We start from the raw sequence: 13,529 nt of genomic DNA, 5'->3' as shown, positions 1-13,529 counted from the left end.
GCTTCCCAGTGAGGGGCGATCGGTGCCGAAAACATTCACCCGGCAACACTGCGATGGCCGGAGTGGACAACACTATCTCGGGGGACAAGATGGCCAGAGTGCTAATCGTCGATGATTCACCAACCGAAACCCATAAGCTGACCACCATTCTGGAGAAGAATGGTCACGCCGTGATTACTGCCACCAATGGCGAGAACGGCGTCGATGTGGCGCGCGAGCAGCGCCCGGATGTCATTCTGATGGACATTGTGATGCCGGGGCTGAATGGCTTCCAGGCAACGCGTCAGCTGAGCAAGGGTGACCAGACCGCGGGCATTCCCATTGTAATCGTCACCACCAAGGATCAGGATACTGACCGGGTGTGGGGCATGCGCCAGGGCGCGCGGGCCTATCTGACCAAGCCGGTCGATGAAGGCAAGCTGCTGGGTACCATCGAGGAGGTGTTGGCCTGAGGCCGACGTTGAGTCTCTGTGCAACCGACACTTACCCCTTATCTCGCTCTCGTCGATATAGCCAGGCGCGCCAAAGCGCAGGCTCAGGGGCTGCCTGCCCGTCAGGAAGTCAAACCTTACTGGACGGGCATCGGATTCTCTCTGCTGGGACACCGCTTTGTGGCCGCCATGGAAGACGTGGTGGAATTGCTGGAGGTGCCTCAGTACACCTTTGTTCCCGGCTGTCAGCCCTGGGTACGTGGCGTGGCCAACGTGCGTGGACGCCTGCTGCCGCTGTTTGATCTGGCGGCGTTTTTTGGCGGGCACCTGGTCAGCCCGCGCCAGCGCCGCCGGGTGCTGGTGCTGGAACACGAAAAAATCTATGCCGGCCTGATCGTCGATGAGCTGCACGGGATGCAGCACTTGGCGCTGGAGTATGGCCAGATGCCGCCGACGGATTTGTCGGAGCCCTTCGCGCCGATGGTTGGAGGGCAGTTTGTACTGCAGAAAGATCGCTGGCTGGTGTTTGATCTGCAGGCATTGATGCACGATTTTCAATTTGCGGATGCCGCGGCTCACTGAGTTGCGGCATTCTGCGTTCAGGTGCGGGCTCCTCAGCCCGCGCCGGCCCGCTCCGGTGGGCCAATGAGGTGCGGCGCGTTTTGTGCGTCAAACCTAAGTCCGGTAATACGTCTGCCCCTGGGGTCTGCGCGGATACCGGGCGCAACCGTAGTCGGCAGTTGCCGGTTTGGGGGTGCCCACCCAGTGGGCAGACGGGGATCTGAGGCCGCAGGGCCTCAACAAGTGGTGATAACAAGAATTGGCCTGAGGGACAGGTCCGCCAGGAGTAAATTATGAAAACAGGCTCCCAGAGTTCATTTTCCGCGTTGCGCAGTAACCCTGCCGCGCTGTTTATGGGTTTCTTGGTACTCGCCACACTGGCGGGGCTGATTGTCAGCATCTATTTGGTGCAGAGCCATGCTGACCGGGATCAGCAGTACCTGGAAGATGTCGCGGAACTGCGCGCACTGTCCTATCAGGTGGTGTCTTACGCACCGGCGGCCACCGCCGGTGACGAGCAGGCGTTCGCCGATCTGGAACAGGTTGTGAACCAGATGGCCGCTACCTGGAACGAACTGCAGGGCATGGACCCGGGCAGTAAGAAAGCGCTGGAGCAGGAGCTGGCGGCTTACGGCCAGATCTGGCGCCAGATGCGCGAGCAGGCGGACACCATTCTCGGCAACAAAGATTCCATTATCTTCCTGAACGACGTGGCGAGTACCCTGAATGACTCGCTGCCGGAACTGCAGGCAGAGCACAACAACATCGTGGAAATCCTGCTCTCCAATAACGCCCCGGCGAACCAGGTGGAGCAGGCCCAGCTGCAGGTGTGGCGCGCGGAGCGGATCGGCCGGAACATCGATAAGATGCTGCAGGGCGGGGAAGACGCGGAAGCCGCAGCGGACCAGTTCAACACCGATGCCAGCCTGTTCGGTAAGGTGGTTGAAGGTATGAAAGGCGGTGACGTGGTGATGGGGATTTCCCGCGTAACCGATACCGAGGCCCGCGAGTCATTGGAAGAGATTACCGAGCTGTTCGAGTTCGTAAGCTCCTCGGTCCGCGAGATCTTCGAAGCGACACCGGCACTGTTTGCTACCCGTCAGGCGGCAGACGGCATCTCCGCTTCCTCTCCGCAGCTGCTGGAAGCCCTGTCGACCCTGAACGATCGCATCAGCGGCTTGTCCAGTGAGCGCCAGCCGAACAACCAGACCATCGCCATTGTGGCCGGTATCTTCGTGCTGCTGATCTTCGGCATGATGGTCACCGCCTTCTCCGGTACCCGCCGTAACCTGCGGGAAGAGACCGAAACCAACGAGCGCAACCAGCAGGCGATTATGCAGCTGCTGGACGAACTGGCCGACCTCGCAGACGGTGACTTGACCACCTCCGCAACAGTAACCGAGGCGTTTACCGGTGCGATTGCGGACTCCATCAACTACACCATTGACCAGCTGCGGGTGCTGGTATCCCGAATCAACGGCGCGGCACAGGAAGTATCCTCCCTGTCTCAGGAAACCCAGCAGACCGCCCTGCACTTGGCTGAGGCCTCCGAGCACCAGGCCCAGGAAATTGCCGGGGCATCTGCTGCGGTGAACGAAATGGCCGTGACCATTGACCAGGTATCTGCGAACGCCGCCGAATCGGCGCAGGTAGCAGAACGCTCGGTACAGATCGCGAGTAACGGTGCCAAGGTGGTACAGAACACCATCAAGGGCATGGACACCATCCGCGAGCAGATTCAGGACACCTCCAAGCGAATCAAACGACTGGGTGAGTCTTCCCAGGAAATTGGTGACATCGTAAGCCTGATTAACGACATTGCCGACCAGACCAACATTCTGGCACTTAACGCGGCGATTCAGGCCTCTATGGCCGGTGACGCGGGTCGGGGCTTCGCGGTGGTTGCGGACGAGGTACAGCGCCTCGCAGAACGTTCCGCAGCGGCAACCAAGCAGATTGAAGGCCTGGTAAAAGCGATTCAGTCGGACACCAACGAAGCGGTTGTCTCGATGGAATCCACCACCACCGAGGTGGTGCGCGGTGCCCGCCTGGCCCAGGACGCGGGTGTTGCCCTGGAGGAGATCGAAACGGTATCCACCAACCTGGCATCCTTGATTCAGAACATCTCCAACGCGGCGCGTCAGCAGGCGTCGTCCGCGGGTCACATCTCCAACACGATGAACGTGATTCAGGAAATTACCTCGCAGACTTCCGCCGGTACCCAGGCTACCGCTCAGTCCATTGGTAACCTGGCACAGACCGCTTCCGCTCTGCGCGATTCCGTTGCCGGCTTCAAGCTGCCGCAGGAAGACGATGTGGAAGCGGAAAGCGAACTGTACGATGGTGATCTGGCAGACCTGTCGGAAGAGTTCCCGATGCTGGAAGACGAAACCGCGGAAGGTGTGGCGGCTGAAGAAGACAGCCTGGCCGCACTGTCCGGAGAAGAGCGCGAAGAGCGGGCAATGGCCTGATTTACCGCAGATATTCATAACGACAAATAGCGGGCATTCCCAACGCCTGCCGGTGAGTGGTTTACCGGTGGGTGCGTGGTGGGGATGAAAAGCAGCCCACCGGCGGCGGTCAGCGCGGTCGCGGCTCGTGGGCCGGCAAACTGAATTACTGAGGACTTGGCGTGCGTCACGACAATCCCAGCTTTGTGGCCCTGGACTGGCTGATTGGTGAAATCAACGAAACGTTGGCCCAGGCGCGCCAGCAGTTGGAAACTTTTGCCTCGGATTCGTCCTCGTCGGATGCCGCAGGTAATGATGCGGACAACCTGCTGAAGAACTGTCTCAACCTGATTCACCAGGTGCACGGCAGTCTGCATATGGCAGAGTTGACCGGTGCGGCCATGCTCGCTGAAGAGATGGAGCAGCTGGTGCACGCCCTCGCCAGTGGCGAAGTGGAAAACAGCGATGAAACGCGTGAGTTTCTCATGCGCGCCTTGCTCGAGCTCCCTCTCTATCTCGAAAAGATCGCCTTCCAGCGCCGCGACAACGCGGTGCTGTTACTCCCCCTGTTGAACGACCTGCGCGCGGTGCGCCGCGAGCGACTCATTACAGAGGGCGCCCTGTTTGCGCCGGACCTGTCTGCGCTGGAGCACGCCACCGGCAATCGCCAGCCGCTGCTTGCTAACAGTGCCAAGTTGCAGGAGCTGGTTGCGAAGCTGCGCAAGATGTATCACGTGGCCGCGGCCTCGTTGATTCGCGACGTGAACAGTGGCGAAAGCCTCGCCTACCTGAACAAGGTCAGCGAAAAAATGGCGCTGCTGTACAGCGGCAGTCAGCGTCAGCATCTGTGGGAGATCCTGCAGGGACTGCTTGAAGGTATCGCCGATCATCGCGTAAACGTACTGCCGGCACTGCGCCAGTTGCTGCGTCGCATTGATGTGGAATTCCGCCTGCTCGCCGGGCAGGGTGCGCGGGTTCTGGATGCGCGTCCGGACCGCGACCTGGTCCGCAATCTGCTGTTCTATGTCTACCTGTGCGGCCCCAATGGACCGCGCACCACCGCGCTGTACCAGAAATATGCCCTGGATCAGGCGGTACCGGGTACGCCGCGTCCCGATACCGAAGACGCCCTGGCCATGGGGCCGGAGGCCATGGGTACCGCCGTCACCGCACTGCGGGAAGAGCTCGCCAGTGTGCGTGAGGCGCTTGATCCGAGCATCAGCACCAATGAGCGGGCACCCCTGTCTGACACGGCTGTGGTGGCCAAGCGTATCGCTGACACCCTGGGCGTACTGGGTCTGGAAAACCAGCGCACCCGTGCGCGCAGTATTTACGAATATCTCCGTGATGCCTCCCGCAGTGAGGCCCCCGACGACCTGCTGATGCAGGCCGCGGCCGAGCTGGTACAGCTGGATTCCGGACTTGCTGCCGCCGCCGAACGCGACCGCAAGGTGGACAGCGAATCGCCACTGATGGGCGAGGCCACCGAGCAGGTCCTGCGTGAAGCGCGCATCGGGCTCGAAACCGTAAAAGAAGCGGTCGTCGAATATATCGCCAGCCATTGGGACGCAGGTCATCTGGCACAGGTGCCCAAGCGTTTGCAGGAAGTCTGTGGCGGCCTGGATATGGTGGGCTACCAGCGCGCCGGTGAGATTGTCGGCGCCTGCCGCAACTATATTGAAGAGCGCCTGATCAACGCCGGCGATCAGCCGGACTGGAAACTGCTGGACACGCTCGCTGATGCAGTCACCAGTGTTGAATACTACCTGGAGCGCCGCGCCGACGGTATTGAAGATGCCGATATGCTGCTCGCTCTGGCGGAAGAAAGTGTCGCCACGCTGGGCTATGCGGTAGCCAACGGCCAGGGTGCGCTGGAGACGCCGGTACCGGAGGGTGAAGCCTCCGATGCCAGCGAATTTGATACCACTGGCGCCATCGACGGCATTGAACTGTTCGAGCAAAGCGAGCCCGCCGAAGCCGAAGAGACCAGTGAAGCCGGTGAGGTCAGTGAAGAACAGCGCGCGCTGGACAGTTTTGAATTTACCCTGGATCTCGAGGAAGAGAACGCAGGCCCCGCGCCCGTGGCGGCGTCCGATGCGCTGACCGACGATGCTCAACCCACTGTCGATGATTCCGTGGATCTGGCACCGGCGGTCTCCGATGCGGATCTCGTCGATCAGCCCTCGGCAGAAGCACCGGCGGAAGAGACGACCCTTATCGAAGAAAGCTGGTTCGCCGAAGAGGCAGCCGGTGCAACGGACAGCGTAACTGAAGCGGCGCCGAAAGACGTCGCGCCTGTGGCCGAAGAGGTGCCCGCCACCGCGCCGGTCACCCCGGCTGTGCTGGAAGAGGACGACGATACCAGCATCATCGACGACGAAATCGTAGAGATTTTCCTCGAAGAAGCCGGTGAGGTTCTGGAAACCATTCATCACTACTTCCCGCAGTGGGCTTCCAACTTTGCCGACCGCGATGCCCTGGTGGAATTCCGCCGCGGTTTCCACACCCTGAAGGGCTCTGGCCGTATGGTCGAAGCACTGGAGGTTGGAGAGCTCGCCTGGGCGGTGGAAAACATGCTCAACCGGGTACTGGACGAAACCGTTTCCCCGGTGCGCGCCCATGTACTGCTGATTGAACAGGTACTCGCCAAGCTGCCATCCATGATCGAGGGTTTCCGCACCCGTACCGGCGACCCGGATCCCGCGCGCACAGCGGAGCTGGAAGGCTGGGCCAAACAGCTTTCTCAGGGTGAGGTGCCAGACGCGCTGGCGCAGACTGCGCCTGCAGAGACAGTGGCCGCGACCGACAATACCAGCGAAGACAGCCTGGCAGACGCGGACGATAACGCACAGCGGTGGGAAATTTTCGCGCAGGAAGCGGAAACCCACCTCGCCACTGTGGCCGAATTTCTCCAGGAGATGGACCGGTTAGCCCCCCTGTACGGTGTGCCCTCCGATCCCCTGCACCGCGCCCTGCATACCCTGAAGGGCTCCGCGCATATGGCGGAAGTCACCCAGGTCGCCGAGCTGATGGCGCCGCTGGAGCGTTTCGCCAAAGAGCTGCGCACCTACCAGGTCGCCATCGACAGTGATATTTACGACCTGATTGCCGATGGCGCCAGTTATGTACACGGCGTGCTGCAACAGATTTATCGCAATGAGCCTCTGAGTGTTGAGCGCAGTGATCAGTTCCTGGCACGGGTTGCCGAACTGCAGGAGCGCGCCGTCGGCCATCTGATTCGCGAACGAGAGGCCAATGAGCCAAAAGCGGTCGATCCGCAGCTGCTGGCAGTGATCATGGCCGACGGCATGAAGGTGCTGTTGGACGCGGATGAAATGCTCAATCAGTGGCGCGCGCACCCTGGGGACAAAACGATTTTGCAGCCGGTTGCGGAAGAGCTGGATGTGCTGCAGCAGGCCGCAGGTCAGGCCCAGTTACCGACACTGCAGGAGCTGTCGCAGCTGTTGCTGGCGGTCTATCGCCAGGTGATCGAAGGCCATCTGGAAGAAGAGCCCGCATTGTGGGCAGCGCTGGAACAGGGCCACAATGAGCTGCTGGATCTGGTGGACGCGGTGGCCGCATCCACCGACCTGCCTCAGGTCAGTGACGCTGTGGGCGAGGCACTGCGTACCCTGGCTCAGGGCGATGACAGCGTCGATGAAGAAGATATCGATCTGTCGGAATACGGTATCGACAGCAGTGAATTCAGTTTTGCCGATGTAGAAACCGTCTCCGCGGAACCGGTTGCCGATACGCCAGATGCCGCCGCGGAAGACAGCGTATTGGCGGATCTTGGTTTCGACGATCTGGTCGCCGAGGAAACCGCGGCAGATGAACGTGCGCCGGAAGCGGATATCCCTGTGGGTGCTGCGGAAGGCCGTGCCCCTGCGACCGACGCGGACGACACCGCGCTGACCGGGTCTGTCGCTGAAGCCGGCGATGTCGAGCAAGAGCCAGAGCTGACTGTCGAGTGGCTGGAGGCCGAGCTGTCCGCCGCTACCTCAGTCACTGAGCCCGCGGCGCTTTCCACGGATCAGCCGATCAGCGAGCCGGAGCCCGAAGCCGCCGCCGTTACGCCACCGCTTGAAGCGCCCACGCTCGATCCCGCTGTGCCGGATGCCACTGAAGTTGCCGCTGCCCCGTCAGCGCCGTCCGGCGATGGGATCACTGAAGCACAACGTGCGCTGCTTGCGGATATCGACCCGGATGTGGTCGAGGTGTTCCTCGAAGAAGCCGTGGACCTGATCGATGAGCTGGAAGAACTGATCCAGAACTGGGAGCAGGCGCCAGACGATCGCGCTATGCCAGAGGCACTGAAACGTGTACTGCACACCTTCAAGGGTGGTGCGCGAATGGCCGCATTGATGGGGTTGGGTGAAGTGGCGCACCGCTTCGAAACCGACATCGAAAACATGCAGAGCGGAAGTTCGCCGTCATCGTCCTTCTTTGCCGATGCCCACGGGATTTACGACCATCTGGCGGCAGGTGTGGAAACTGTGCGTGCCTGGATGGGTGGCGATGAACTGCCGGCCTTCTGTGCGCTGCTGGAGACACAGTGGGCCGATGCACAGAGTGCAACAGGCGCGCAGGTCGAGCCAGCGCCAGCGACAGAAGAGGCGGTGGTCGACACACCGGTGGTCGAGGAAGTCGCGCAGGCGAGCCTCGAAGACCAGCTGCCGGTACCGAGCGAACCGGAGCCGAAGACGCCCGCAGAAGTCATTCCCGCGGCCGACAACAGCAATGTCCTGCCTTTTGTGCGCAAGTCGAAAGATGTCGGCGAGCGCGACGGTGGTCAGCCTCGCAACCAGCCTCAGGAAATGGTGCGGGTCGCGTCGGAGCTGCTGGAAGAGCTGGTAAACCTGGCCGGTGAGACGTCCATTTCCCGCGGTCGACTGGAAGAGCAGGTCAGCGAATTTGGCCTGGCGCTGGACGAGATGGACTCGACGCTGTCACGCCTCAATGAGCAGTTGCGCCGCCTCGACAAAGAAACCGAAGCCCAGATTCAATTCCGTCAGGAACAGCTGGCAGAGCAGGACGTGGACTTTGACCCGCTGGAAATGGACCGCTACTCGTCCTTCCAGCAATTGTCGCGTTCTCTGCTGGAGTCCACGTCGGACCTGTTGGAACTGCGTCAGACGCTGGGGAACAAAGCCCGGGATACCGAAACGCTGTTGCTGCAACAGTCTCGGGTAAACACGGAACTGCAGGAAGGCCTGATGCGTTCGCGCATGGTCCCCTTCTCACGGCTGGTGCCGCGGCTTCGCCGCATCGTGCGTCAGGTCAGTGCCGAACTGGGCAAGCAGGTGGATCTGGTGTTCTCCAACGTGGAGGGCGAACTGGACCGCTCGATGCTGGAACGGATGGTGGCGCCGCTAGAGCATATGCTGCGCAACGCGGTGGACCACGGTATTGAATCCCCGCAGGAGCGTCTCGATGCCGGCAAGCCCGAGCGCGGCCGTATTGCCGTGGCCGTGGCGCGGGAAGGTAGTGAGGTGGTGCTCACCATCAGTGATGATGGTGCGGGTATCAACCTGATGCGGGTGCGGGAAAAGGCCATTGAAAGTGGCCTGATGCGCCCGGATGCAGAGCTGTCCAACAGCGAGATCATGCAGTTTATTCTGCAGGCCGGTTTCAGTACCGCCGATCAGGTCACCCAGATTTCCGGCCGTGGTGTAGGGATGGACGTGGTCTCTGCCGAAATCAAGCAGATCGGTGGCTCCGTGACCATCGACTCCCAGGCTGGCGCGGGTACCGAGTTTGTGGTGCGCCTGCCATTTACCGTATCGGTAAACCGCGCTCTGATGGTACGAGTGGGGGACGACCTGTTCGCCCTGCCGTTGAATACCATCGAGGGTATTGTGCGTCTCAGCCCGTTTGAGCTGGAGCACTATTACCGATCTCCGGACGCGCGCTTTGAGTACGCCGGCGAACCCTACCAGGTGAACTATTTCGGCAGCCTGCTGCAGTCTTCGGCCAAGCCGCGACTGGCGGTGGAAGATATGCAGATGCCGGTACTGCTGGTACGGTCTGACAATACCGCCATGGCGCTGCAGGTGGATGCCATCTTGGGTAGCCGCGAAATCGTCGTGAAGAGTCTCGGGCCGCAGTTTGCCACCGTACAGGGGGTATCCGGGGCGACCGTAACCGGTGATGGTACCGTGGTCGTGATCCTCGATGCGCACGCACTGCTGCGCAAACACTCCGCACTGCTGGCACGCCCGGAAACGCCGATGCTGGAGGAAATCCCCGAAGTCAGCGCTCGCGAAGAGCCCGAAACCCAGAAGCTGGTCATGGTGGTGGACGACTCGGTAACGGTGCGCAAGGTAACCACACGCTTCCTGGAGCGGGAGGGTTTCCGCGTGATCACCGCCAAAGATGGCCAGGACGCGATTATCCAGCTGCAGGATGTGATTCCCGATGTGATGTTGCTGGATATCGAAATGCCGCGTATGGACGGTTTCGAGGTGGCGCGCAACATTCGCTCCAGTAGCCGCCTGCGGGATATTCCGATCATCATGATCACCTCCCGTACCGGTAAAAAGCACCGCGATCACGCGCTGTCGCTCGGGGTGAACCACTACCTCGGCAAGCCCTACCAGGAAGAAGTGCTGCTGGAGGCCATTCACGACTTTACCCTCGCAGAGACGGATGCGTGATGGCTATGGGTAACAGAAAAATTGGCACGCCAGCGGGCGGCGGAGAGCAAACAGCATGAGCGGAAATGGCATAGAAGCCCTGCCTACCACTGAAATGCCCCAGGAGGTCAGCAGCCTGCTGCTGCCACTGGCCGATGGCCAGATGCTGGTGCCGGTGGATACATTGTCGGAAATCATCGCACTGCAGAGCCCGGTTTCGGCCTTCGACGCGCCGGACTGGTATATGGGTGAGCTGCACTGGCGCGAGCTGCGCCTGCCACTGGTTTCATTTGAGGTGATGCGTGGTAATGCCATGCCTACCCTGCGCAGTAACTGCCGGATTGCGGTGCTGAGCAGTGGTAGCCCGGACGGCGACCTGCCCTTTTTTGCCGTGGTACTACAAGGAACGCCGAGACTGGTGCGTGTGACTCCGGAGGAGCTCGCCGGGCGTGAAGGAGAGTGCGCCATGGGAGAGCTGATGCACGTAGCCCTGTCCGGGGAAGCGGCGGTTATCCCGGATCTGGGAACTATCGAAGAGGCCTGTCTGGCGTACCGCAGCGCGCGCTGAGGTCTGTTGCCGCCACGGGGCAAACCTGCCCGGGAAAATAAAAAGGCCGCCCCCAAGGGCGGCCTTTTTGTTGGATGTTCCGTGCGGGAGGGGTTTCAGAACAGCTCTTCCGGCAGGGATTCCTTCGCCTGCTCGTTGCTGGTATCCGGTGTATCCGGGCCATCGGAATAGATCGAAGGGTAGTTGCTGTAGGTCTCCCGGCCGGGTACCCGGTCGGCGCGGAAAATTTCGAAGATACCGCCCCGGGAGGTGCGCAGTCCGGTACGCGGGTTGATCCGCATGGTGACGATGCCGTCCGGTTGCGGCAGATGGCGCTCCGGCAGGCCGTCCAGGGCGACGGTCATAAAATCGATCCAGATCGGCAACGCGGCGGTACCGCCGTACTCGTTGCGGCCGAGGGGGGTGTTGGCGTCAAAGCCCACCCAGGCGCTGGTGGCCAGGTGGGGGCTGTAGCCGGAGAACCAGGAGTCCCGAGGGCCATTGGTGGTACCGGTTTTACCGGCAATATCCCCGCGGCCCATGGCCAGCGCCTTGCGCCCGGTACCGCGCTTGACCACGTCTTTCAGCATGGAGTCCATGATAAACGCGGTTTCTGCGGACATGGCGCGGGGTGCCCGCGGACGGGCCTGTTCGTCGGCGCTGAGGGGAGCTACCGGCAGAGTGCGCAGCTCCAGGGGTTCCTCCTCGTGGGCATTGGCGACGGCTTCGTGCTGTACCGACTGCAGGTCGATGGGCTCCGGCTCGGGGCCGCGGTCTTCGCCCACTGCCGGACAGTCCCGGCATACGGTGAGGGGCAGTGCCTGATAGACGGTATCGCCGTGCACGTCCAGCACCTGATCCAGCAGATACGGCTCCACCCGGAATCCGCCATTGGCGAAGGCGGCGTATCCGCGCACCATCTCCAGCGGGGTCAGGGCGGAGCTGCCGAGGGCGATGGACAGGTTGCGGGCCAGTTTTGCGCGCTCGAAACCAAAGCCTTCGGCGAAGGTCAGTGCGCGATCCAGGCCCAAAGATTGCAACAGGCGGATAGAGACCATATTGCGGGACATATACAGCGCCTTGCGCAGGCGTGTCGGGCCGAGGAAGGTGCCGCCGTCGTTCTCCGGGCGCCACACGTCTTCCAGATTGGTCTGCTCAAATATGATCGGTGCGTCGTTGATGATACTGGCGGCGGTATAGCCATTCTCCAGTGCTGCGGAGTAGATAAACGGTTTAAAGCTGGAGCCCGGCTGTCGCGCGGCCTGGGTAACCCGATTGAAATGGCTCTGGCGGAAATCGTAGCCGCCGACCAGCGCGCGAATGGCGCCGTCTTCTGGCTCCAGGGACACCAGTGCGCCCTGGGCTTCCGGCACCTGGGCGAGATGCCACTCTTCCCGCGCCTGAGGCTGTTCCAGGGCTTCTTCTTCGTCGAGGCCCTCGGGAGTCGAGAAGGGGTCCTCGGTGACTTCGGTGTTGGCCAGTTGCTCGGCCGCGGATGCCAGCTCGGCTTCACGGGCCGCTTTTTGCTCTTCCGCCACTTCTTCGGCGCTGATCAGAACCCGACGCAGGCGCACCACGTCGCCGGGGGCGAACATTTCGTCGGCGGATTTCAGGCGCGCGCCGCGGGCGTTTTCAGAGATATAGGGGCGAATACTGCTGAGCCCGTTCTCCCAGGGGATCTCAACGACCCGGCGGTCGCGCAGCTGTACTCTGAGGCTCTGGGGGTTTACGGCAGTGACCACCGCGGGTTGCAGCCCGCCCAGTACCGGGATCTCCTGCAGCAGATCTACCAGCTGATCGTTGTCGGCCAGCAGTTCGATATCCAGGCGCTGTTCCGGCCCGCGGTAGCCGTGGCGGCCGTCATAGGTTTCCAGTCCGTGTTGCAGGGCCTTGCGCGCGGCGTCCTGCAGCTTGCTGTCCACGGTGGTGATGACCTGGTAACCATCGGTGTAAGCCGCATCGCCAAACAGGTCGACCGCCTCCTTACGTGCCATTTCGGCCACGTAGGGGGCACTCAGGTCGAGGTCCCGGCCGTGGTAGCGAGCGGTGACCGGTGCGGTGATGGAGTTCTTGTACTCGTCCTGGCTGATGTGACCCAGGTCCAGCATGCGTTTCAGAATCCAGTTGCGACGCACCAGGGCGCGGGACGGGTTGGCAATGGGGTTGTAGGTGGAGGGTGCTTTGGGCAGACCCGCCATCATCGCCCACTGTGCCAGGTTCAGTTCGTTGATGTCCTTCCCGTAGTAGACGTGGGCCGCGGCCTGGAATCCGTAAGCGCGGTTGCCGAGGAAGATTTTGTTGATGTACAGGGCGAGAATTTCGTCTTTGCTGAGTTCCTGCTCAATCTGCAGGGACAGCAGAATTTCGTTGAATTTGCGGATAAAGCGCTGTTCGCGGCTCAAAAAGAAGTTTCGCGCCACCTGCATGGTCAGGGTACTGCCGCCGGACTGGATGGAACCACTGGCCACCAGCTGGCGCGCGGCGCGCATCAGGCCCTTGATGGAAACCCCGCTGTGGGAGTAGAAGCCATCGTCCTCGGCGGCCAGAATGGCCTTGATGAACATATCCGGGGTCTGTTCGATGGTGATGGGGCTGCGGCGCTTCTCGCCGAATTCGCCGATCAGTTTCATGTCCCGGGAGTAGATGCGCAGAGGGGTCTGCAGGCGGATATCGCGCAGACTCTCGACCGAGGGCAGGCCCGGCTTCAGGTACAGGTAGATGCTGGAAAACGCCATGGCACCGGCGGCGGCGCCGGCCAGAGCCAGCCACAGCAGGGACAGCAGGCGGTTGCGGGCTTTTTCGGTCATTGAGTTGCTTCTGTATACGTTTTGATCAAATTTATCGGCACTGTTCGACAATTATACGAATAATGTGCACTGATACCTATGCAAAAGGCGGTTGCGAC

6 protein-coding genes are annotated in these 13,529 nt (G+C 61.4%); 5 read left to right on the top strand and 1 reads right to left on the bottom strand.

Going from position 1 to position 13,529, the window contains the following annotated elements; translation table 11 throughout:
- Window positions 1-89: 89 nt before the first annotated feature.
- From pilH to LRR79_RS02020, 5 genes are all read left to right on the top strand, one after another.
- Window positions 90-452, top strand: a complete 363-nt coding sequence (gene pilH, locus LRR79_RS02040) for a twitching motility response regulator PilH (protein ID WP_043320499.1) — start codon at window positions 90-92, stop codon at window positions 450-452.
- Between the two features lie 18 nt (window positions 453-470).
- The gene (locus LRR79_RS02035) at window positions 471-1,013 is read left to right on the top strand and encodes a chemotaxis protein CheW (protein WP_231758764.1); all 543 of its coding nucleotides are present in this window, start codon (window positions 471-473) and stop codon (window positions 1,011-1,013) included.
- A gap of 272 nt (window positions 1,014-1,285) precedes the next feature.
- Window positions 1,286-3,463 (top strand): methyl-accepting chemotaxis protein, encoded by a 2,178-nt coding sequence (locus LRR79_RS02030; protein ID WP_269455094.1) that lies wholly within the window; start codon window positions 1,286-1,288, stop codon window positions 3,461-3,463.
- 161 nt (window positions 3,464-3,624) lie between these two features.
- Window positions 3,625-10,098, top strand: coding sequence for a hybrid sensor histidine kinase/response regulator (locus LRR79_RS02025; protein ID WP_231758763.1), 6,474 nt, complete (start codon window positions 3,625-3,627; stop codon window positions 10,096-10,098).
- Between the two features lie 55 nt (window positions 10,099-10,153).
- Window positions 10,154-10,645, top strand: coding sequence for a chemotaxis protein CheW (locus LRR79_RS02020; protein ID WP_231758762.1), 492 nt, complete (start codon window positions 10,154-10,156; stop codon window positions 10,643-10,645).
- A 95-nt stretch (window positions 10,646-10,740) separates the two neighbouring features.
- Here LRR79_RS02020 and LRR79_RS02015 read toward each other — a convergent pair whose 3' ends face one another.
- Entirely contained in the window at window positions 10,741-13,431 is a 2,691-nt protein-coding gene (locus LRR79_RS02015) for a penicillin-binding protein 1A (protein ID WP_231758761.1), read from the bottom strand.
- Between the last annotated feature and the right edge of the window lie 98 nt (window positions 13,432-13,529).

Origin of the sequence: Microbulbifer elongatus, from assembly GCF_021165935.1 — a bacterium.
GTDB classification, from domain to species: domain Bacteria; phylum Pseudomonadota; class Gammaproteobacteria; order Pseudomonadales; family Cellvibrionaceae; genus Microbulbifer; species Microbulbifer elongatus.
Note: the sequence above shows the minus strand (reverse complement) of the source record. Positions and strands in the feature narration are given on the sequence as shown.